The sequence below is a fragment of the Streptomyces sp. NPDC002403 genome (assembly GCF_053593015.1).
This window is the reverse complement of the sequence record NZ_JBSFBQ010000018.1, coordinates 106,248-127,406: the sequence shown is the minus strand read 5'-3', so window position 1 is coordinate 127,406 and position 21,159 is coordinate 106,248. Positions and strand designations below refer to the sequence as shown.

General features: G+C 70.7%; 17 protein-coding genes. 4 read left to right on the top strand and 13 right to left on the bottom strand.

Annotation, left to right across the window (positions count from 1 at the left end):
• Positions 1 to 15 precede the first annotated feature (15 nt).
• The 4 genes from ACWCPY_RS21385 to ACWCPY_RS21370 all read right to left on the bottom strand — a co-directional run bounded on the left by ACWCPY_RS21385 (position 16) and on the right by ACWCPY_RS21370 (position 5,056).
• Positions 16 to 633 (bottom strand): small secreted protein, encoded by a 618-nt coding sequence (locus tag ACWCPY_RS21385; RefSeq protein WP_451267162.1) that lies wholly within the window; start codon positions 631 to 633, stop codon positions 16 to 18.
• Positions 634 to 957: 324 nt separating this feature from the next.
• Positions 958 to 3,408, bottom strand: coding sequence for a sodium-translocating pyrophosphatase (locus ACWCPY_RS21380; RefSeq protein WP_451267160.1), 2,451 nt, complete (start codon positions 3,406 to 3,408; stop codon positions 958 to 960).
• 409 nt (positions 3,409 to 3,817) lie between these two features.
• Positions 3,818 to 4,300, bottom strand: a complete 483-nt coding sequence (locus ACWCPY_RS21375; RefSeq protein WP_451267158.1) for an ATP-binding protein — start codon at positions 4,298 to 4,300, stop codon at positions 3,818 to 3,820.
• A gap of 402 nt (positions 4,301 to 4,702) precedes the next feature.
• Positions 4,703 to 5,056 (bottom strand): STAS domain-containing protein, encoded by a 354-nt coding sequence (locus tag ACWCPY_RS21370; RefSeq protein WP_003967428.1) that lies wholly within the window; start codon positions 5,054 to 5,056, stop codon positions 4,703 to 4,705.
• Positions 5,057 to 5,135: 79 nt separating this feature from the next.
• On the opposite strand from ACWCPY_RS21370, the gene ACWCPY_RS21365 reads away from it, so the two are divergent.
• Complete coding sequence (locus tag ACWCPY_RS21365) at positions 5,136 to 7,625, top strand: DEAD/DEAH box helicase (RefSeq protein ID WP_451267156.1); 2,490 nt, start codon at positions 5,136 to 5,138, stop codon at positions 7,623 to 7,625.
• Here the strand turns inward: ACWCPY_RS21365 and ACWCPY_RS21360 are convergent.
• The 7 genes from ACWCPY_RS21360 to ssd all read right to left on the bottom strand — a co-directional run bounded on the left by ACWCPY_RS21360 (position 7,555) and on the right by ssd (position 12,664).
• Positions 7,555 to 8,016: an Rv3654c family TadE-like protein gene (locus ACWCPY_RS21360; RefSeq protein WP_451267190.1), complete on the bottom strand. Its 462-nt coding sequence runs from the start codon at positions 8,014 to 8,016 to the stop codon at positions 7,555 to 7,557. The two genes, ACWCPY_RS21365 and ACWCPY_RS21360, sit on opposite strands and share 71 nt — an antisense overlap.
• Positions 8,017 to 8,117: 101 nt before the next feature.
• Entirely contained in the window at positions 8,118 to 8,519 is a 402-nt protein-coding gene (locus tag ACWCPY_RS21355) for a TadE family type IV pilus minor pilin (protein WP_451267154.1), read from the bottom strand.
• Positions 8,506 to 8,706, bottom strand: a complete 201-nt coding sequence (locus ACWCPY_RS21350) for a DUF4244 domain-containing protein (RefSeq protein WP_451267152.1) — start codon at positions 8,704 to 8,706, stop codon at positions 8,506 to 8,508. Before ACWCPY_RS21350 ends, ACWCPY_RS21355 begins: the two co-directional genes overlap by 14 nt.
• 64 nt (positions 8,707 to 8,770) lie before the next feature.
• On the bottom strand, positions 8,771 to 9,595 hold the full coding sequence (locus ACWCPY_RS21345; RefSeq protein WP_451267150.1) for a type II secretion system F family protein: 825 nt from the start codon (positions 9,593 to 9,595) through the stop codon (positions 8,771 to 8,773).
• Positions 9,592 to 10,461: a type II secretion system F family protein gene (locus ACWCPY_RS21340; protein WP_451267148.1), complete on the bottom strand. Its 870-nt coding sequence runs from the start codon at positions 10,459 to 10,461 to the stop codon at positions 9,592 to 9,594. The genes ACWCPY_RS21345 and ACWCPY_RS21340 overlap by 4 nt, the downstream gene beginning before the upstream one ends.
• Positions 10,458 to 11,606, bottom strand: a complete 1,149-nt coding sequence (locus tag ACWCPY_RS21335) for a TadA family conjugal transfer-associated ATPase (RefSeq protein WP_451267146.1) — start codon at positions 11,604 to 11,606, stop codon at positions 10,458 to 10,460. The genes ACWCPY_RS21340 and ACWCPY_RS21335 overlap by 4 nt, the downstream gene beginning before the upstream one ends.
• Positions 11,603 to 12,664 (bottom strand): septum site-determining protein Ssd, encoded by a 1,062-nt coding sequence (ssd, locus tag ACWCPY_RS21330; RefSeq protein ID WP_451267188.1) that lies wholly within the window; start codon positions 12,662 to 12,664, stop codon positions 11,603 to 11,605. The genes ACWCPY_RS21335 and ssd overlap by 4 nt, the downstream gene beginning before the upstream one ends.
• 567 nt (positions 12,665 to 13,231) lie before the next feature.
• Between ssd and ACWCPY_RS21325 the strand changes: the two genes are divergently transcribed.
• Complete coding sequence (locus tag ACWCPY_RS21325; protein WP_451267144.1) at positions 13,232 to 14,071, top strand: HAD family hydrolase; 840 nt, start codon at positions 13,232 to 13,234, stop codon at positions 14,069 to 14,071.
• Between the two features lie 525 nt (positions 14,072 to 14,596).
• On the opposite strand, the gene ACWCPY_RS21320 is transcribed toward ACWCPY_RS21325, so the two are convergent.
• On the bottom strand, positions 14,597 to 15,421 hold the full coding sequence (locus ACWCPY_RS21320; protein WP_451267142.1) for an oxidoreductase: 825 nt from the start codon (positions 15,419 to 15,421) through the stop codon (positions 14,597 to 14,599).
• Between the two features lie 102 nt (positions 15,422 to 15,523).
• Here ACWCPY_RS21320 and ACWCPY_RS21315 point away from each other — a divergent pair, with 102 nt between their 5' ends.
• Positions 15,524 to 16,519 carry an ATP-binding protein gene (locus ACWCPY_RS21315; protein WP_451267140.1) on the top strand — a complete coding sequence of 332 codons (996 nt, stop codon included), beginning with the start codon at positions 15,524 to 15,526 and terminating at the stop codon, positions 16,517 to 16,519.
• 164 nt (positions 16,520 to 16,683) lie between these two features.
• Here ACWCPY_RS21315 and ACWCPY_RS21310 read toward each other — a convergent pair whose 3' ends face one another.
• Positions 16,684 to 18,075: a hypothetical protein gene (locus tag ACWCPY_RS21310; protein ID WP_451267138.1), complete on the bottom strand. Its 1,392-nt coding sequence runs from the start codon at positions 18,073 to 18,075 to the stop codon at positions 16,684 to 16,686.
• A 285-nt stretch (positions 18,076 to 18,360) separates the two neighbouring features.
• On the opposite strand from ACWCPY_RS21310, the gene ACWCPY_RS21305 reads away from it, so the two are divergent.
• A complete protein-coding gene (locus tag ACWCPY_RS21305) occupies positions 18,361 to 21,006 on the top strand; it encodes a SulP family inorganic anion transporter (protein WP_451267136.1) in 2,646 nt (881 codons plus the stop codon).
• Positions 21,007 to 21,159: the final 153 nt, after the last annotated feature.

The following is a 21,159-nucleotide window of genomic DNA, read 5'->3' as shown; positions in this document are numbered from 1 at the left end:
GCTGCCGCCGCCCGGTCACGACTTCTTGCTGGGCGAGGCGGAAGGCGCGGTGGACGGCGACGTGCCGGACTTCGGCGGTACCGAGGCCGTCGGCTTCTGGCAGCCCTTCTGCTTCGCCATCGCGGTGCCGACCTCGCCGGACTGAAGCTTCTTCAGCGCCTCGTCACCATTGGTGCTGATCTTGGTCAGCTCGTCCGCGATGCCCTTGAGCCCGTCGGCGAACTTCGCCTGGTCCTTCGTTTCGAGGGCGTCGACCTTCTTCTGCAGGTTCGCGTACGCCGCGGAGGACGCGTCGAGCTCCTTCACGGCCTCCTTCTGCGTGGTCTCCCCGCCGTCGACCGGCGGCGCACCCGCGGACTCGACCGCCGCGCCCAGTGCCTTGTACGCCTGCGAGATCTGCTGGAAGGCGGCCGAGTCGGTCTTCTGGACGTCGGCGGGCTTGCTGTTGTCGGCGGTCTGCTGCTGGATCGCGGCGTTGGCGTTGGCGATCTTCTGGAGCTGGGGCTGCACCTGGTCGCAGACCTTCTTGGCCCAGTCGTTCACCTTGTCGCTGTTGTCGTCGCTGCTGCAGCCCGACAGCGTAAGTACCAGTACCGCACCACCGGACAGCGCGGCCGCAAGCTTCTTGTTCACCGGATCGGTCCCTTCCAAGGCTCTCGGCCCCGGAACTTACACGGCGAGTGCCCTCCGTCCGGGTGCCGAGTGTCCGATGAGTAGCCTTTTGCAGCCATTTGCACCAAGGGAAATGAGGGAGATACAACTCACCCACACGGCCCTCGGCATCCGGGAACACCCGCACGAGCAATCACGCGAACGGGGGCAGATCGGTGGCAGGTCAGCAGCGGGCCGGCGCGTCGGCCGGGATGCGACCGGACGGACGGGGCATCAGAATGCACCGCCCGTCCGGCCGTTGAGCCGAGGCGGGCTATGTACCGGCCCCCCGCCCCGGCCTTGGTGTCACGAAACGGCCGCCTGGCCCGACGACTTGGCCGGCCTGTCCCCTCCTCCGTCCCCGTCGCCGGGATCCTCCGCGTCGCCCACGGCGATTCCGCGCCGCTTGGAGACATAGACCGCGCCGACGATGACCACGACGGCGAGGACCGCCACCACCGCGCGCACGCCGGCGCTCGCGTCCTGCCCGTAGCTGAACTGCACCACCGCCGGGGCGATGAGCAGGGCGACCAGGTTCATCACCTTGAGCAGCGGGTTGATCGCCGGCCCCGCCGTGTCCTTGAACGGGTCGCCGACCGTGTCGCCGATGACGGTCGCGGCATGGGCCTCGCTGCCCTTGCCACCGTAATGACCGTCCTCGACGAGCTTCTTGGCGTTGTCCCACGCACCACCGGAGTTGGCGAGGAAGACGGCCATCAGGGTGCCGGTCCCGATGGCGCCCGCGAGATAGGAACCGAGCGCTCCGACACCGAGCGTGAAGCCGACGGCGATCGGCGCCAGAACCGCCAGCAGACCGGGCGTGGCGAGCTCGCGCAGGGCGTCCTTGGTGCAGATGTCGACGACGCGCCCGTACTCCGGCTTCTCGCTGTAGTCCATGATCCCGGGGTGCTCGCGGAACTGCCGCCGCACCTCGTAGACCACGGCCCCGGCCGAGCGCGACACCGCGTTGATCGCGAGACCGGAGAAGAGGAAGACGACCGCGGCACCGAGGATCAGGCCCACCAGGTTGTTGGGCTGCGAGATGTCCAGACTGAGCGTCATCTCCCCGGCCTTGGCCCCGACGCCGTCGACCGCCGTGGCGATCGCGTCACGGTACGAGCCGAAGAGCGCCGACGCCGCAAGAACGGCGGTGGCGATGGCGATGCCCTTGGTGATGGCCTTGGTGGTGTTGCCGACGGCGTCCAGGTCGGTGAGGACCTGCGCACCGGCGCCCGTGACATCACCGGACATCTCGGCGATGCCCTGCGCGTTGTCCGAGACCGGGCCGAAGGTGTCCATGGCGACGATGACACCGACGGTGGTGAGCAGCCCGGTCCCCGCCAGGGCCACCGCGAAGAGCGCCAGCATGATCGACGTACCGCCGAGCAGGAACGCCCCGTAGACGCCCAGGCCGATCAGGAGCGCCGTGTAGACGGCGGACTCCAGACCGATCGAGATCCCGGCGAGTACGACGGTGGCCGGACCGGTCAGCGAGGACTTACCGATGTCCTTGACGGGACGCCTGCTGGTCTCGGTGAAGTAGCCGGTCAGCTGCTGGATCAGCGCGGCCAGCACGATGCCGATGGCCACGGCGACCAGGGCGAAGATCCGCGGGTCACCGCCGTGCGAGGTGATGGCACTGTCGGTGACGCCGTCCAGGTCCGCGTAGGAGGACGGCAGGTAGACGAAGACGCCCACGGCCACCAGCACCAGGGAGATCACCGCGGAGATGAAGAATCCGCGGTTGATGGCGGTCATACCGCTGCGGTCGGCGCGCCGCGGGGCGACCGCGAAGATCCCGATCATCGCGGTGATCACGCCGATCGCCGGGACGATCAGCGGGAAGGCCAGCCCGGAGTCGCCGAAGGCGGCCTTGCCGAGGATGAGCGCGGCGACGAGCGTCACGGCGTACGACTCGAAGAGGTCGGCCGCCATTCCGGCGCAGTCACCGACGTTGTCGCCCACGTTGTCGGCGATGGTGGCCGCGTTGCGCGGGTCGTCCTCCGGGATGCCCTGCTCGACCTTGCCGACGAGGTCGGCGCCGACGTCCGCCGCCTTGGTGAAGATGCCACCGCCGACCCTCATGAACATGGCGATCAGCGCGGCACCGAGGCCGAAGCCCTCCAGCACCTTCGGGGCATCGGCCGCATAGACGAGCACGACGCAGGAAGCGCCGAGCAGGCCGAGGCCCACGGTGATCATGCCGACCACGCCACCGGTACGAAAAGCGATCTTCATCGCTTTGTGCGAAACGGCGGTGAGATCTTTTTCCGGCTCGCCTTCCGCGGGAGTCGCCTCACGCGCAGCAGCGGCCACACGGACATTACTGCGTACCGCGAGCCGCATCCCGATGTATCCGGTGGTAGCCGAGAAAAGCGCACCCACCAGGAAGAACAACGAACGGCCCGCGCGCTGCGACCAGTTGTCGGCCGGTAGCAGCAGAAGCAGGAAGAAGACCACGACGGCAAAGATGCCGACGGTACGCAGCTGCCGGGCCAGATAGGCATTCGCGCCTTCCTGCACGGCGGCCGCGATCTCCTTCATACGGTCGGTGCCCTCGCCTGCCGCCAGCACCTGGCGCACCAGCAGCCTGGCGACGACCAGGGCGGCGACGGCGACGACCGCGACGACGATCACGATGACGCGATTGTCCTCGGTGAGAACCGCGGCCGCCAGAGAAGTGGACCGGCCGGAAGGCGCGGAAAATGCGGAATCTTGCGCGGGTCCTGCCAGTGGGGTGTTGAAGAACTCCGCCATACGTCCTCCTTGACGCTCAGCGCTCAAGACGTGGACGGATTGTAGGGAGCGGAAGCCGATCAAAACAGTGCGCGGTAAATACAATTGACCTTCATCAGCCGATCGGCAAATGATCGAACTCCCGAATCGACCCGAATGCAGTAATGGGGCAGGCACATTTTCCATGGATCGGCGATCACGCATGAATGATCACGTACAAATGAAAAAGGCCCTGCTCGGCAGGGCCTCAAAAGGCGGATCAGGAAACGGATCGGGGAGGACGCCCCGGGCCCCTGGGTCCCTTGCGACGTCCGGGGCGCCGGGGGCGTCTCGGAGGAGACTTCAGAGGAGCAAGGGGCTCCCGGGGAGCATCGTCACGGCAAGGCTGTCACGACAGGGCTGTCACGACAGGGCTGCCACGGCAGCACTGTCACGGCAGCACTGTCACGGGCGTCTTCGGCCAGCTCATACGGATCACTCCGCCACGGGCTCCCGATCTGACTTCCACATCGTCGACGAGGCCACTGATGACCGCGAGACCCATCTCGTCCTCGCCGTCCGCGTCGCTCTCGTGACCCGGCTCGTCGAACCCCGCGCCGGGCGTGGCGCCGCGTGCCGCGGAGGCTCCGGCGGGCCCACCGAGAGCGGGATCGTCCCCGGGGCCGGGGACCTCGTCGCCGACCTCGGCGGAGAAGGACTTCTCCTCCTCGATCAGGACGACGGAGACGGGAGCGGTGATGCCATGGCTGCGGTGCAGCCCGACCGCGCGGCTGCAGGCCTCACCGACTGCGAGTCTGACCTCGTCGAGCACGGCTTCGTCGACCCCTGCCCGGCGCGCCACGGCGGCCGCCACGAGGCGGGCCGTCCTGACGTGTTCGGGCTGGGCGCTGAAGCGGAGTTCAACGGTGGTCATGCGATACCCCTCAGACGTACGGGCGTGCATCCCAGGGGCCCGGGCGCGCTGCCCGATGTCCCTGCTCTTTTCTTCTCTTCTTCCGGGCCGACGGCTCGCCTTCCGTAACCGTCTGCCACGCCGGCCCCGCCGGACAGCCGACCGGAGCCGACCTGGCCGACGGACGGCCCGGCCTCGGGCGACAGGGTGGCTGACCACCGGCCGGCTTCCGAACGGCTCACCGGCCGACTGGCCGGCATCCCGTCGAAATCCGACCGGCCGATCGGCGTGCCGCATGGCAAATCGGACGCCGGGCACGCCCGCGTCGCACCGGCCGCCCGGCGGGCAGCAGGTGCGCCGACTACGTGCCGAACCGGCCTTCGGCCGATCCGACCGATCAGTGGGCCGGCCTCGGGCCGACCGTCAGTCGGTGGCCGCGACGGCCTCGTCGACCGTGGTGTGAATGGGGAACACCTTGGTCAGACCAGTGATCCGGAAGATCTTGAGAATGCGCTCCTGGTTGCAGACCAGGCGCAGCGAGCCCTCATGGGCCCGGACACGCTTCAGGCCGCCCACGAGCACGCCGAGGCCGGTGGAGTCGAGGAAGTCGACGCCTTCCATGTCGACAACCAGGTGGTAGCTGCCGTCATTCACCAACTCGACCAACTGCTCGCGCAGCTTGGGCGCGGTATACACATCAATCTCGCCACCGACCTCGACGACCGTACGGTCGCCACCAGGGCCGGACACATTGCGAGTCGACAAGGACAGGTCCACGGATCCTCCAGCACCTTGCTATCGAGCGGTCGCCCCTCGGTCTCCCCGGCGGAGCCAGGGGAACGGATCGCCAGCCGCGATGGCATTCAATCACTTACCAGCAGGCATGCACGACGCCTTGGGACCATTGTCCGTCACGCCAGTGACACACTCGGTACCGATGGCCAAGAATCACCGTCCCAGTAGACCACCCGGGAACAGCGAGTCCAGCCCTTCTCCCGCCATGGTCCTCGACCGGCTCGCCGCAGTGGCGGGCCGGTCCGCGCGCATCACTCATACGGAGCACTTGCCCCCGCGTGCGGGAACCCATGCCATTTGGCCCGATCGCATCCGGCCGGAAGTCGTCGCCGCGATCCAGAAGGCCGGAATCGACCATCCGTGGGCGCACCAGGCAGCCGCCGCCGAGCACGCCCTGGACGGCGAATCCGTGGTCATCGCCACCGGCACGGCGTCCGGCAAGTCGCTCGCCTACCTCGCCCCGGTCCTCAGCGCCCTGCTCGACGGCTCCGAGGCCCCGAACGGCCGCGGGGTCACCGCCCTGTACCTGGCCCCCACCAAGGCCCTGGCCGCCGATCAGAGGCGTGCCGTGAAGCGGCTCGCCGCACCGCTCGGCAACGCCGTCCGGCCCGCGGTCTACGACGGCGACACCCCGGTCGAGGAACGCGAGTGGGTGCGTCAGTACGCCAACTACGTGCTGACCAACCCCGACATGCTGCACCGCGGGATACTCCCGTCCCACCCCCGCTGGTCCTCCTTCCTGCGCGCCCTGCGCTTCGTCGTCATCGACGAGTGCCACACCTACCGCGGTGTCTTCGGCTCCCACGTCGCCCAGGTGGTACGGCGGCTCCGCCGCCTGTGCGCCCGTTACGGCGCCGATCCGGTCTTCCTCCTCGCCTCCGCCACCGCGGCGGAACCCTCCGTCGCGGCCGGCCGCCTCACAGGTCTCCCGGTCAAGGAGGTCGCCGACGACTCCTCGCCCCGTGGCGAGCTGGTCTTCGCGCTGTGGGAGCCGCCCCTGACCGATCTGCACGGCGAGAAGGGCGCCCCGGTCCGGCGCACCGCCACCGCCGAGACCGCCGACCTCCTCACCGACCTCACCGTCCAGGGCGTCCGCTCGGTCGCCTTCGTACGCTCCCGGCGCGGCGCCGAGCTGATCTCCGTCATCGCCAAGGAGCGCCTCGCCGAGGTGGACCGCTCCCTGCCGGCCCGGGTGGCCGCCTACCGCGGGGGCTACCTCCCCGAGGAACGCCGCGCCCTGGAGCGCGCCCTGCACTCCGGGCAGCTGCTCGGACTGGCCGCCACCACCGCCCTCGAACTCGGCATCGATGTCTCCGGCCTGGATGCCGTCGTCATCGCCGGCTACCCCGGCACCAGGGCGTCGCTGTGGCAGCAGGCGGGCCGCGCCGGGCGCTCCGGGCAGGGTGCCCTGGCCGTCCTGGTGGCCCGCGACGACCCGCTGGACACCTTCCTCGTCCACCATCCCGAGGCGCTGTTCCAGCAGCCCGTGGAGTCGACCGTCCTCGACCCGGACAATCCGTACGTCCTCGCCCCCCATCTGTGCGCCGCCGCCGCCGAGCTCCCCCTCACCGATCCGGACCTGGAGCTCTTCGGCCCGGCCGTGGCCGAACTGCTGCCGCAGCTGGAAGCCGCGAAACTGCTGCGCAGGCGGCCATCGGGCTGGCACTGGACCCGCCGCGAGCGCGCCGCCGATCTCACCGACATCCGCGGCGAGGGCGGCCGCCCCGTCCAGATCGTCGAGGAGGGCACCGGCCGGCTGCTGGGCACCGTCGACGAGTCGGCCGCGCACACCGCCGTCCACGAGGGCGCCGTCCACCTCCATCAGGGCCGCACCTACCTGGTCCGGAAGCTGGATCTGGAGGACTCGGTGGCCCTGGTCGAGGAGGCCGCCCCGCCGTACTCGACCACCGCACGCGACACCACCGCCATCGCCGTCCTGGAGACCGACACCGAGATCCCGTGGGGTGCCGGACGGCTCTGCTACGGCTCGGTGGAGGTCACCAGCCAGGTCGTCTCCTTCCTGCGCCGCAGGCTGATCACCGGCGAGGTCCTCGGCGAGACCAAGCTGGACCTGCCGCCCCGCACTCTTCGCACCCGCGCCGTCTGGTGGACGGTCACCGAGGACCAGCTCGACGCCGCCCGCATCAACCCGGAGATCCTGGGCGGCACCCTGCACGCCGCGGAGCACGCGTCGATCGGAATGCTGCCGCTCTTCGCCACCTGCGACCGGTGGGACATCGGCGGCGTCTCCGTGCCCCTGCATCCGGACACCCTGCTGCCCACGGTCTTCGTGTACGACGGCCACCCGGGCGGTGCCGGATTCGCCGAGCGGGCCTTCCACACCGCCCGTACGTGGCTGACCGCGACCCGCCAGGCCATCGCCTCCTGCGAATGCGAGGCGGGCTGCCCGTCCTGCGTCCAGTCCCCCAAATGCGGCAACGGCAACGAACCACTGCACAAGCGCGGTGCCGTGCGCCTCCTCACCGAACTCCTGCGGTGTGCGCCTGCGGCCCCCGGGAATCCCGGCCCGGCGGATCCGCCGGAGGCGTAGGAGGCCGGGACGGGGAAGGCCGGGCAGCAGGTGGCCGGGGCTCAGGCGGCCCAGAGTCAGGAGGCTGGGCCGGAGGCACCGGCCCGGGAGGACCGGGGGCAGCCTCCGGAGGGCCGGCCCTGGACCTGATCACTGGTTCGTACGGCCCGAAACTCACCCGGGCCATCACATCGGCGACCTCCCCACGCACCGCGCACCGCACCACCACGGCCCCCTGCGCCGCGGCCACCCGCTCGGCGGCCCCGCATGCCGCCCCAGGGCCTCGCAGGGCCCGGTCGGCCGCCGCCAGGGCTGCCAGGTCCGCCGCACCGCCCGCCCGGTGCCGGACGGCCACCACCTGCCCGAGGGCCAGCACGACCGCGAACACCGCACACAACGTGGCCGTGGTCATCGCCACCCACACGGTGGCCAGGCCCCTGTCCCCGTCCGCCTGCCCACGGATCCCGCGCAGGCGAGCGAGCGCGGCCGTACGCCACTTCCGGCGCGTCCCGGTCATTGCGCCACCCCGCCCACCGTGTCCTCGGCCAGTGCCGCCGCCTCGGCGCGAAGTTTCAGGGCCAGCGGTCCCGGCCCCGGCATCGATGCCGCCACCCGAACCCGCCACAGCTCCCCGGTCCGTTCCATCGCGACTTCGGCCCCGCCCGGTGCGGCCGAACGGGCGGCCTCCAGCGCCTGCGCCTCCGGCTCGGAACGGGCGGCCGCTCTGGCCCCGGCCCGCGCCGCGTCCACACACCGGATCTGGGCGGAGGCGGCCAGCAGCGCCCACACCAGCGTCAGGGCGAACACCACCAGCACCGGAATCGCCATCGCCGCTTCCGCCGTCACCGCGCCCCGGTCCCCTCGGACCCCGGCTCCCCCGCTTCCCCTGCTTCTCCTGCTCTCAGAACTTCGCATCGAGCGCGTCCTTCAGCAGTGACTGCAGCGCGGACATCACCGGCTGGCTGGTGACCACCTTGTAGAGCACCGCCGCGAACGCACAGGCCGCGATCGTCCCCACCGCATATTCGGACGTCGTCATTCCGTTGTCCGACCGGACCCGGCGTGCCATGCCGCGCACCCAGCCCTTGATTCGCCGTACCATCCCAACCCCCGTTGAATTCCTTATTCATGATTCATGCCGAATGGTTTTTATTTATACTTTTCGGTCATCCGATGCGGAGTAGTCCGGTCGCCAGACCGATCACCACCGGTGCCACCCCGACCATCAGGAACGCGGGCAGAAAACAGAGTCCGACGGGGGCGGTGACCGCCACCCCTGCCCGCTGGGCGCGTGCCACGGCTGCACTCGCACGCTCGGACCGCATCGCCTCGGCCAGCCTCGCCACCGGCTCCGCCGCCGGCGCTCCGGTCGACCCCGCCCGGTCCAGACAGCGGGCCAGCGCACTCGCACCCGGTATCTCCCCGAACCGCCCCCACGCCACCGCGGGGTCACCACCGAGACGGATCTCCGCGGCCGTCCGCGCCAGCCGCACGCCGACCGGTCCGCCGAGCGACTCCCCCACCGCCTCCGCAGCCTCCCGGGGCCCGGCTCCGGCCGAGATGCAGGCCGCCAGCAGATCGGCCGCCAGCGGGAGCTGACGCGCGGCCTCCGCCTGCTCCGCCTGCCCGGCTCCCGGTGCAGGGCTGCGCCGGGACCGCTGCCACCGCCAGACGCCGTACGCCCCGGCCAGCCCCGCAACGCACCCCGGCAGGCCGCCGACCAGGCCCCAGCCCACCGCCACAGCGCCCGCCGGTGCGATCCATTCCTTCGCCCGGACACCGGATACCTGGTGCCCACGGCCCTGCCCGCAGCCGCGCCTTTTGCCGCTCCGCCGCTTCCGCACACCGATCGCCAGCAGCACCGCGCCCCGGCGACGCACCGTCCGCCCCCGCCGCGCTCCCGCCAGGGCGAACCCCGCACCGGCGACCGCGCCCAGCACCGCGCACACTGCCGCCATCCGATGGACGGCTTCACCGGCGACCCCGCTCATGCCGCCTCCCCCGCCCGTACGATCCGGCCGGCCCAGTACAGCCCGGCCGCCTCCAGCAGTCCGCCCGTCGCCAGACAGACCAGCCCGGCCGGCGTGTGCAGCAACACCCTCAACGGGTCGGCCCCGAGCGCCGCCCCCAGCCCCAGGCCCAGCACCGGAAGCAGCGCCAGCACGGCCACCGTCGACCAGGCACCCGTCAGTTGGGCCCGCAGCTCCTCCCGTCTGCGCCGCTCGGCCCGCAACGCGCCCTCCAGGCGGTCCAGACCCGCCGCGAGCCCGGCCCCTCCGTCGGCCGCCACCCGCCAGCAGGCCGCCACCCCGGCGAGCCCGTCCAGGCCCGGCTCCCGGGCCGCCTGCCGCAGCGCCCCCGGCACATCGCCACCGAATCGCGCCGCGGCGGACACACCGGCCTCCGCCGCCCCCATCACCCCGGTGCCGCGGACGGCGACGAGGAGCGCCTGGCCCGGTTCGTGTCCGGCCCGCAGCTCACCCACGACCGCACCGCACAGCGCCACCACCCCGGCCGCCCCGCGTTCCCGTTCCCTGTCCTGGGCCCGCCTGCGCAGCCACCGCCGCACCAGCGGCACCGCGACCGCCCCGGCCAACAGCGGCAGCACCGACTCCCCCAGCACGGCGACGACCACCGCCACCGGGAGGCAGAGCCACTCCCGCCGCTCCCGCACCCGGGCCCCGGCCCGCTCCCAGCGCGCACGCGGCGGCGACCCGTCCACCCCGTCGACGAACAGCACCCGGGCCCTCCGTCGTCCGTGGTCCTGCGCCACCATCAGCCAGGCCGCCACCCCGACGCACAGGACCGCCGCACAGCTCACGCCCGTCGACAGCCCCGTCGGCGCTCCCCCGGTCACAACGCACCCCCGATCAGCGACCGCAGCCGCTCCCAGCCCCGCTCCCGCACGAATCCATCGGCGCCCCAGCTCAGCGCGGGCACGGTCACCACCAGCCCCGCCGCGTCCCGTTCCAGGACCTGCACCTCGGCGATGCGCCGCTGTCCGGCCCGGTCCCGTACGAGATGGACCACCACCGACAGCGCAGCCGCCAACTGGCTGTGCAGCGCCGTCCGGTCCAGCCCCGCCGCAGTCCCCAGCGCTTCCAGACGGGCCGGTACATGCTCGGCCGCATTGGCGTGAACCGTCCCGCAGCCGCCTTCGTGGCCGGTGTTCAGAGCGGCCAGGAGCTCGGTGACCTCTGCGCCACGTACCTCTCCGACCACCAGCCGGTCGGGCCGCATCCGCAGCGCCTGCCGCACCAGGTCCCGGAGCGTCACCCGGCCCGCCCCCTCCTGGTTGGCGGGGCGCGACTCCAGGCGCACCACATGGGGGTGGTCCGGCCGCAGCTCCGCGGAGTCCTCGGCGAGCACGATCCGCTCCCGCTTCCCGACCGCACCCAGCAGACTCGACAGAAGAGTCGTCTTGCCGGCACCCGTCCCTCCACTGATCAGATACGAGACCCGGGCCTCCACCAGAGCCCTCAGCACCCGGTCGCCGCCCGGCGGCACCGTCCCCGCCGCGACCAGCTCCGTCAGCGAGAAGGCCCTGGGCCGCACCACTCGCAGCGACAGGCACGTCGAGCCGACGGACACCGGTGGGAGCACGGCATGCATACGAGTGCCGTCCGGCAGCCTCGCGTCCACCCAGGGGCGGGCGTCGTCCAGCCGTCGCCCCGCCACGGCTGCCAGCCGCTGGGCCAGCCTGCGCACCGCGGCGGCGTCCGTGAAGGTCACCCCGGTGAGTTCGAGGCCACCGCCCCGGTCCACCCACACCCGGTCCGGCGCGGAGACCAGCACATCCGTCACCTCCGGATCGGCGAGCAACGGCTCCAGCACCCCGGTCCCGACCAGCTCGCCACGCAACTCATCGGCCGCACCGAGCACTTCGGCGTCCCCGAGCAGCCGCCCCTGGGCCCGCAGCGCGGCCGCCACCCCGGCCGGGGTCGGTGCCGTGCCGCTCTGCGCGAGCCGCTGCCGTACGGCATCGAGCAAGGTCTCCGTCATGACGCACCTCCACCGGCGCGTCCCCCCGCGCCCTCCGGCGCGAGCGCCCGCTCCCAGAACGCCGCGCAGAACCTGGCCAGCGGACCGCGCGCGCTGCCACCCGGCGGTGTACCGCCGTCCTGGGCGGCCGACAGCCCTGCGTCGAGCGGGAGTTCACCGGCGAGCGGCAGCCCGAGCGCCTGTGCCACCCACCGTTCGTCGAGGCCCGCCGCGTACGGCCCGCGGGACACCACCCGCAGGTCGTCCAGGACCATCCCGGCCATCGACGCCACACGCTTCGCCGCCGCGACCGCGCGAAGCTCACCCGGGACCACCAACAGCCCGAGGTCCAGCTGCGCGAGCGCCTCGGCCACCGATTCGTCGACCCGGCGCGGCAGATCGACGACGACCACCCCGCCGAGCCTGCGGGCGGCGGCCAGCACGGCCCGTATGGCCTGCGGCGGGATGACCACCCAGTCGTCGCGGCCCCAGCTGAGCACCCGCAGCCCATGCAGCGCCGGAAGTGATTCCTCCAGCGCGCCCCCGCCGACCCGCCCCTTGGAATGGGCGAAATCCGGCCATCGCATCCCTTCGGCCCGTTCACCGCCGAGCAGCACGTCGATGCCGCCGCCGAGCGGATCACCGTCGATCAGCATGGTCCGCCGCCCGGCCCTGGCCGCGGTCACCGCGAGGGCGCAGGCCAGGGTGGACGCGCCGGAGCCGCCCCGGCCGCCGATCACCCCCACGGTGAGCGCCGGCCGGCCCACGCCTTCGGACGCGTTCGCGATCTGGTCGACGAGCCAGCTCTCCGAATCGGGCAGCCTCAGCACATATTCGGCCCCGATCTCCACAGCGCGGCGCCAGACGTCCGGGGCGTCCTGATCCCGGCCGACGAGCATCACACCCCGCCTGCGCACCGCCCCTCGGCACCGCTGGGCGGCGTCGTCGCCCACCAGAACCATCGGGGCCTGCTCCCAACTGCCTCTGTTCTCGGGCAGCGAGTGATGAACTTCCGGTTCCGCTCCAGCGGCCGCACACAGCCGCAGCAGATCGTCGAGCAGTTCCACGTCCTCGGTCACGATCAGCGGTCCGCCCCGCCGCACTCCGGCGGCCGGCAGAGGATCCCGCGCGATGGACTCGGCCACGGTCTCCACCCCCTTCTCACTGCACCTTCATCGCGGATCGCGGTGAGCCCGGAGCGTTCCGGGACCGGCGATTCCACAACCCGCGGACTTCGCGGCTGGAATCACCGTGCAGCGCTTCGGGAAATCGTGTGGATCTTGCTCGAAAACTGTGGACGACTCCGCCGTTGTGGATATCTCCGTCGCTCGAACCGGCGGCTTCCGGAGCGCACCCCTTCCGCTACACAGCGTGACGGGTCAAGGTGGTGGAGGACGGAACGAGAAGCGGGCCGTCGCGCCCGAAATGGAGGCAGAATGCTTGGTTCCGAACGACAAAAACGTGTCCGGACATGCGACGACCCCCGCCGGGGGGGAGAGCGGGGGTCGTCCCCACGGCCGACTCGGGGGGGGGAGGAGCCGGACCGGGTTAGCACGGTCGCGAACGATCCGTGACTTCCATGGTGTACCCGAGAGCCTTCTCAGGCAAACCCACGCGCCGGAGTTTACGCCGAATGGTGCCCCCCTATGCTCTGCCTTGTGGAAAACCGCTTCTTGCCGCGCACAGCCGCCTTCTTTGACCTGGACAAGACGGTCATTGCGAAGTCTTCGACGCTGACCTTCAGCAAGTCCTTCTACCAAGGCGGACTGATCAACCGCCGCGCTGTACTGCGCACCGCGTACGCACAGTTCGTGTTCCTTGCCGGGGGTGCAGATCACGACCAGATGGAGCGGATGCGGGAATATCTCTCCGCACTCTGCAAGGGCTGGAACGTCCAGCAAGTGAAGGAAATCGTCGCCGAGACCCTTCACGATCTGATCGACCCCATCATCTACGACGAAGCCGCGACACTCATCGAAGAGCATCACACCGCCGGACGCGATGTGGTGATCGTTTCGACCTCGGGCGCCGAGGTCGTCGAACCGATCGGCGAGCTGCTCGGTGCCGACCGGGTCGTCGCCACCCGAATGGTCGTCGGCGACGACGGCTGCTTCACCGGCGAGGTCGAGTACTACGCGTACGGGCCGACCAAGGCCGAGGCGATCAGATCCCTCGCGGTGTCGGAGGGGTACGACCTCTCACGCTGCTACGCCTACAGCGACTCCGCCACGGATGTACCGATGCTTGAGTCGGTCGGGCATCCGCACGCGGTCAATCCCGATCGCGCGCTGCGGCGCGAGGCGACCCTCCGCGAGTGGCCGATTCTCGTCTTCAACCGGCCGGTCCGGCTCAAGCAGCGACTGCCCGCGTTCTCGCTGCCGCCGCGTCCGGCGTTGGTCGCCGCCGCAGCCGTGGGCGCGGCCGCCGTCACGGCGGGGCTGGTCTGGTACACCTCCCGCCGCCGCGCTGCCACGACCTCCGTCTGACACACACCCCGGACGGAGGTTCGGCGTAACACCGATACGACCTGCACCGAATTATCCAACTCGCCCGTAATTGAACCTAAAAGTAAAGAAGTGGGGCCAGCACTACCGCTCATCCCGGCCCTGGAGTACAAATGAGTCAACGGCCCGCGAGACCAAGGACATCCGAGAGGATTACCCGTAACGCAGAGACGGCCCCACGGACCGAGCATGAAAACCGAGCACCCACGCGACGTCGACCCGTCGATTACGGGCCAGCCGCACCAGGGAAACGGGCAAAGCAACCCGACCTGATGGGCATATATCGAGGACGCATGGTAACTGGGTAGACGTGCCAGCGGCGGTACCGAGGACGGTACCGCCGCAACCCTTTTACCGGGCAGTGAAGTCGGTGCGGCGAAGACAATTCGGCGAAGTTACCGCGATGAAGTTACCTCGGTGGATTTAGCTCGACCCACATCTCGGGACACACCCCGACGCACATCCCGGGACCGGCCGCGACGGACACGCGGCGCGGCCGTTCTCCCGTTACGCGGCTCCGCGCTGCAGCGCCTCGCACACCGCCGTCGACTCCCTGACACCCAGCTCCACGGAGAGTCCGCAGTGCGCGATCCAGGCCGCCATCCCCTCCGGCGTACCCGACAGATAACCCTCGAACGCCGCGATGTACGCCGCCCGCCCCTGTTCGGCGTGGCCGACCTCGGCGGGGCAGATCGATTTGGGGTCGAGCCCGCTCCCGATCAGTACGATCCTCTCGGCGGTCCGCGCCACAAGGCCGTTGTACGAGCCGAAGGGGCGCAGGGCCAGCAGTTCGCCGTGCACGACCGCCGCCGTCACCAGCGCGGGTGCCGAACTGCCCGTGAGAATCAGCCCGGAGAGTCCCTCCAGCCGCCCGGCCACCTCGTCCGCGTCCGGCAGCGGCGCCTCGACCAGCGGTTCGTCCACGGACTCGCCCGCCAGCCTCGGCCGGCCCACGGCGTCGTCGGGTGCCGCCCCACCGGCAGCGACCAGATGCAGCCGCGCCAGCACCCGCAGCGGTGACTGCCGCCAGATGGAAAGCAGTTGGCCCGCTTCGGCGGTCAGCCGCAGGGCAGCCCCGACAACCTGCGCCTCGTCGTCACCGCTGAAGTCGGTGCGCCGGCGCACCTCCTCCAGGTTCCAGTCGGCGCCGGACAGCGCCGCCGAGCCGCGGGCGCCGCGCAGTGCCGCTTCCGCGGTGACCTCATTGCTGCGGCGCCGCATGACACGGTGACCGTAGACCCGGTCGACGGCCTTGCGCACGGAGTCCACCGCATCGGCGACGCCCGGCAGGGTGCCGAGGGCGGCAAGCGGATCAGAGGCAGTCGTACTCATAGGTAACGAGGCTACGCGCCCGCTGCGCCGATGCCGCCCGGGAGTGGCCTTCTTCACGAAGTGCGACAGCGGACCGCGATCGCACCGCTACCCTAGGTGAACATGAAGATCGCTTTCGTGGGGAAGGGCGGCAGCGGCAAGACGACGCTGTCCTCGCTCTTCATCCGCCACCTCGCCGCCAATGAAGCCCATGTCGTCGCGGTGGACGCCGACATCAACCAGCATCTCGGGGCCGCGCTCGGCCTCGACGACCAGGAGGCCGCCGCGCTGCCCGCCATGGGAGCGCACCTGCCTCTGATCAAGGAGTATCTGCGCGGCAGCAATCCCCGTATCGCCTCCGGCGAGACGATGATCAAGACGACTCCGCCCGGCGAGGGCTCCCGGCTGCTGCGGGTCCGCGAGGACAACCCGATCTACGACGCGTGCGCCCGTACGGTCCGGCTCGACGACGGGGACATCCGGTTGATGGCCACCGGACCGTTCACCGAGTCGGATCTGGGTGTGGCCTGCTACCACTCCAAGGTCGGCGCGGTCGAGCTCTGCCTCAACCATCTCGTCGACGGCCCCGACGACTATGTCGTCGTCGACATGACGGCGGGTTCGGACTCCTTCGCCTCGGGGATGTTCACCCGCTTCGACATGACGTTCCTGGTCGCGGAGCCGACCCGCAAGGGCGTCTCGGTCTATCGCCAGTACAAGGAGTACGCGCGGGACTTCGGGGTCGCGCTGAAGGTCATCGGCAACAAGGTGCAGGGCGAGGACGACCTGGAGTTCCTGCGCGCCGAAGTGGGCGACGACCTGCTGGTCACCGTCGGGCACTCCGACTGGGTTCGAGCGATGGAGAAGGGCCGCCCCGCTCGCTTCGAGCTGCTGGAGGCGGACAACCGGATGGCTCTGCAGGCGCTGCAGAACGCCGCGGAGGACTCCTACGAACAGCGGGACTGGGCGCGCTACACACGGCAGATGGTGCACTTCCATCTGAAGAATGCGGAGAGCTGGGGCAACGAGAAGACGGGGGCCGATCTGGCTGCCCAGGTCGACCCCGCCTTCGTCCTCGACGAGCGGTACGCGCAGGACGGCGCCGCTCAGCCCGCCTGAGCCGCCGACACCCGTCGGCAGGGTTCGCGCCTTTCGCGGCAGCCGTTGCGTCCCCGGGCGCCGCACGGGATCGGCTCTCCGGCCCGTCCGGCGCCCGACGCGCGGCCCTGCTGCCTGGCCCGTCCTGCGCATGACACGCCGGACGCGGCCGAAGGCCGCGCAGCTCAGCGGTCGTGCCCGGCGGTTCCCCGGTCACGCTTGTCGGTCTCCGCTGCCCGGTCGGTCCCGGAGGCCCCCGTTCCGCCGAGGAACGCGGTCCATCCCTTCGCGGGCGCCCGGCCGACCTTGAGCGTGCCGAGCTTCGCCAGCGTCACCGGATCCTGCGCGTCAAGCCAGTCGGCGAGCTGCCGGAAGGACACGCAGCGCACGTTCTCCTTCGTGCAGACCTTCGCGATGGTCTCCTCGACGGCGCGCATGTAGGTGCCGCCGTTCCAGGACTCGAAGTGATTGCCGATGATCAGCGGGGCACGGTTTCCTTCGTACGAGCGGTCGAAGGCCTGGAGCAGGCCGTCGCGCATCTGATTGCCCCAGTACTCGTGCTGGTCCGGGTCGCCCTGCGTCGTTCCGGACTGGTTGAACATGAAGTTGTAGTCCATCGACAGGGTCTCGAAGTCACGGCCCGGCACGGGAACGAGCTGCATCGAAAGGTCCCAGAGGCCGTCCTTCTTCTTCGGCCAGACCTGATCGTTGACCCCACTGGAGTCGTAGCGGAAGCCCATCGTCCGTGCTGCGGCGACCATGTTCTTCCGCCCCTCCAGGCAGGGGGTGCGGCCGCCGATGAGCTCCTTGTCGTAGTCGAAGGGAAGCGGCTTCTCCCCTTCGAGGCCGGGGTCGTTGGTCTTCCAGTTCTTCACGAAGGACTTGGCCTGACCGATCTCGCTCTTCCACTGCTCGACGGACCAGGTGCCGCCGCCCTCGGGACCGCAGAAGTGGCCGTTGAAGTGGGTGCCGATCTCGTCACCGTCCTCCCAGGCCCCGCGCACCTGGGTGATGGTGTTCCGGATTCCCTCGGTGTCGTTGAAGCCGATGTCCGAGCTGCCGGCGTTGTGCTTCGGCGGGTCGTAGAGCTTCGCCTTGCCCTCCGGCAACATGTACACGCCACTGAGGAAGTACGTCATGTTCGCGTGGTACTTCCTGCCGACCTCGCGGAAGTGCGAGAACAGCTTCTGACTGTCCTCGCCCGCGCCGTCCCACGAGAACACCACGAACTGCGGCGGCTTCCGACCAGGGGCCAGGCGCTCGGCCACGGGCTGGTTCGGCTGGCTGCCGGTGAACGCGGTCGAGCCGTCGCCGATGAGCCGGAAGACACTCTCGGGCGCGGCCCCTGGGGCTTTCCTCTTGGGTCCGGTGGCCGGCTTCTCCGCTCCGGCGGCCGGTTTCGCCGCTTCCGGCCCGGCGGATCCGCGGCCGGCGCCGGAACCGGAGGAACAACCCGCCACTCCCGCGGTCAGCGCGACGGCCACGGCGCCCAGGGCGAGCCGCCCGGCGGCGGCCCTCTTCGGGGTGGCTCTTCTCGCAACGGCTCTCTTCTCGGCGGCTCTCGTCGTGGCGGCCATCATCCGCCCACCTCTTCCTTGCCGGTAATTTGCGTCGAAGTGCCGACACGGCGCGGTCAAGCTCGCACACGGCTCCGTCGGATCAGCACGACAGGCCGAACGAAAAGATGCTTATTCACTTGGATGAGTGACCAAGCGAGTCATTTGACCTCAATCATGGACACGAATCTTTACTCTCCATTACGATCTGTTTACTGAGAGTTGAGAAATCCCGCCGCTGCACGCCGTGACCCACGGCCGCGTCCCCACATTCCGCGACCGCGCTGCCCCGGAGGAGACGGGAACATGTCTGCTTGCGTCCCCACTCGTCACAACCGCACATCCCGTAGTTCGCGCCCGCCGCGTGCCTCGGGAGTCAAGCGACCACACAGCCCGCCGCCACAGCGCGGCGGACGATTCCGCATCGCGGGCGCCGATCTGTCCGCGTCGATCACGGTCTTCCTGCTCGCCGTCCCCATGTCGCTCGGCCTCGCCGTCGCCATGGACGCCCCGCTCCAAGCCGGCCTCATCTCCGCCGCGATCGGAGGCATCGTCGCCGGACTGCTCGGTGGCACGCCCCTCCAGGTCAGCGGCCCGTCCGCCGGCCTGACCGTGGTCACGGCCGAGCTGATCCAGGTCTACGGCTGGCGCACCACCTGCGCGATCACCATCGGCGCCGGGCTTCTGCAGATTCTTCTGGGCTCGCTGCGGGCGGCGCGCAGCGCCCTCGCCGTCAGCCCCGCCATCGTCCACGGCACCCTCGCCGGCATCGGCGTGGCCATCGCGCTCGCCCAGCTGCACATCGTGCTCGGCGGTTCACCGCAGAGTTCCGCCGTAGCCAACGCCCTCGCACTTCCCGACCAGTTGGACCAGGTGAGTCCGGCCGCCCCGCTCATCGGTGTGCTGACCATCGCGGTCCTGGTCCTGTGGCCGCGGATTCCGGGCCGGATCGGCAGTGGTGCACGACGGATTCCGGCCGCCCTCGCCGCGGTGGTGACCGCTACGGCGGTGGCTGCGACCGCCGCTCCCGGGATCGCCCGGGTCGATCTGCCGTCCTGGCGCTCGCACGCCCTGCCGGAGATGCCGCACGGCCCCGTACTGGCCCTGGCCACCGCCGTGTTCACGGTGATGCTGGTGGCCAGCCTGGAGTCGTTGCTCGCCGCGGTGGCCGTGGACAAACTGTCGGCCACACCTTCGCACCCGGCCGCGGCTTCACGCTCGGCCGCGCCTTCGCACCCGGCCCGGGCATCGGCACCGGCCACGCCGTCCGACCCACCGGGCTCGGCCGGCTCGGCCGCCAAGCCCACGCCGCCCGCCAGACGCTCCGATCTCGATCGTGAGCTGCGGGCCCAGGGCATCGCCAATACCCTGTCCGGGCTGGTGGGCGGGCTGGCCGTGTCCGGCGGCGCGGTGCGCAGTTCGGCGAACGTACGCGCAGGGGCGACCGGGCGCGCCTCCACCGTGCTGCACGGCGTCTGGGTGCTGCTCGCCACCGGGCTGCTGGTCACGGTGCTGGAGTGGATCCCGCTGGCCGCGCTCGCCGCGCTGGTGATGATGGTCGGCATCAAGATGGTGAGCTTCGCCCACATCCGCAACGTCCACAAGCACCGCGAAGTCCTGGTGTACGGGGCGACGATCACCGGCGTGATCCTCTTCGGCGTACTGAAGGGCGTGGTGATCGGCATCGCGGTGGCGGTGGCGGTCGCCCTGCACCGGCTGGCCCGCACCCGGATCACGGTCACCGATCATGGCGGACAGCAGTTGGTCGTCGTACGGGGCCAGTTGACGTTCCTCGCGGTGCCCCGGCTCAGCCGCACGCTCGGACAGCTGCCCCAGGACAGCGATGTCGTCGTCGAACTGGACGGCTTCTTCATGGACCATGCGGCGTACGAGGCGATTCAGGACTGGAGCACCGCCCACACCGCGCATGGCGGCAGGGCCGTGTTCACCGGCAGGTCCGGCGGCCGGATCGCCGAGCCCGCCTCGGCGGCGCACTCCTGTTGCCGCCCCTGGACACCCTGGCGCAACCACCACTGCCACGACGAGCCCGTCAGCACGCCCGAGGCCGGTCACTTCATCAGCCGCTCCGCCGGAACCCACCCCGGCTCCGACCGGATCGATGCATCCCACGACACCCCCCACAAAGCCTCCACCCCCGCCCCGGGCCCGGACCCCGCTGTCCACCGCTCCCCCGGCCGGGCGGCCGGCCCGCACTCCCCGACCCGCGACCGGCCCGGCGGCAACCGGCTGATCAGCGGCCTCAGTTCGTTCCAGCGCAACACCGCTCCGCTGGTGCGCGACGAACTGGCCCGGCTGGCCGCCGAGGGGCAACGCCCCTCCCAGCTCTTCATCACCTGCGCGGACTCCCGCCTGGTCACCAGCATGATCACGGCGAGCGGCCCGGGCGACCTGTTCACCGTGCGCAACATCGGCAATCTGGTGCCCTTGCCGAACGCCGAGTCGGGCGACGACTCGGTGGGCGCGGCGATCGAGTACGCGGTGGACGTACTGAAGGTGGAGTCCATCACCGTCTGCGGACACTCCGGCTGCGGAGCGATGCAGGCGCTGCTCGGCACCGGACCGGACCCGGGCGCTCCGCCCACCTCCCTGTGGCGGTGGCTGAGACATGGGCTGCCGAGCCTGGAGCGGATGGCGTCCCGGCACCACGCCTGGGCCCGGATCTCCGGGCGGCTGCCGACCGATGCGCTGGAGCAGCTCTGCCTCACCAATGTGGTCCAGCAACTGGACCATCTTCGGGCACACGAATCCGTGGCACGGCGGCTCGCCGAAGGCACGCTCCGCCTTCACGGCATGTACTTCCACGTGGGCGAGGCGCAGGCGTATCTGCTGACCGAGGGGGCGAGCAGCGGGCTGGAGCTCGACGAGGTCTTCGACCGGGTGGGCCCCGGCGAGCCCTCCGGTCCGGGCGAGTTGGAGCGGAGCGGCGTCTGAACCACCTTTGCCCCGGGTCCGTGAGACCTTGTGGTCCTGCCTCCGCACTGCGGCGCACCATGTCGCACCGCGCCGCGCCCGTCGCACCGCGCCCGTCGCACCGCATGCGGATGCGGGACCGTGTCTCCATACACGAGACACAGGTCTAAACCA

Excerpts from the sequence above, each read along its gene's own strand:
- ACWCPY_RS21350 (WP_451267152.1), bottom strand. The coding sequence starts at position 8,706 with ATGGTACGGCGAATCAAGGGCTGGGTGCGCGGCATGGCACGCCGGGTC.
- ACWCPY_RS21355 (WP_451267154.1), bottom strand. The coding sequence starts at position 8,519 with ATGCGAAGTTCTGAGAGCAGGAGAAGCAGGGGAAGCGGGGGAGCCGGG.
- ACWCPY_RS21345 (WP_451267150.1), bottom strand. The coding sequence starts at position 9,595 with ATGAGCGGGGTCGCCGGTGAAGCCGTCCATCGGATGGCGGCAGTGTGC.
- ACWCPY_RS21305 (WP_451267136.1), top strand. The coding sequence starts at position 18,361 with ATGTCTGCTTGCGTCCCCACTCGTCACAACCGCACATCCCGTAGTTCG.
- ACWCPY_RS21325 (WP_451267144.1), top strand. The coding sequence starts at position 13,232 with ATGCTCTGCCTTGTGGAAAACCGCTTCTTGCCGCGCACAGCCGCCTTC.
- ACWCPY_RS21310 (WP_451267138.1), bottom strand. The coding sequence starts at position 18,075 with ATGGCCGCCACGACGAGAGCCGCCGAGAAGAGAGCCGTTGCGAGAAGA.
- ACWCPY_RS21315 (WP_451267140.1), top strand. The coding sequence starts at position 15,524 with ATGAAGATCGCTTTCGTGGGGAAGGGCGGCAGCGGCAAGACGACGCTG.
- ACWCPY_RS21360 (WP_451267190.1), bottom strand. The coding sequence starts at position 8,016 with ATGACCACGGCCACGTTGTGTGCGGTGTTCGCGGTCGTGCTGGCCCTC.
- ACWCPY_RS21375 (WP_451267158.1), bottom strand. The coding sequence starts at position 4,300 with ATGACCACCGTTGAACTCCGCTTCAGCGCCCAGCCCGAACACGTCAGG.
- ACWCPY_RS21335 (WP_451267146.1), bottom strand. The coding sequence starts at position 11,606 with ATGACGGAGACCTTGCTCGATGCCGTACGGCAGCGGCTCGCGCAGAGC.
- ACWCPY_RS21320 (WP_451267142.1), bottom strand. The coding sequence starts at position 15,421 with ATGAGTACGACTGCCTCTGATCCGCTTGCCGCCCTCGGCACCCTGCCG.
- ACWCPY_RS21365 (WP_451267156.1), top strand. The coding sequence starts at position 5,136 with ATGGCATTCAATCACTTACCAGCAGGCATGCACGACGCCTTGGGACCA.
- ACWCPY_RS21380 (WP_451267160.1), bottom strand. The coding sequence starts at position 3,408 with ATGGCGGAGTTCTTCAACACCCCACTGGCAGGACCCGCGCAAGATTCC.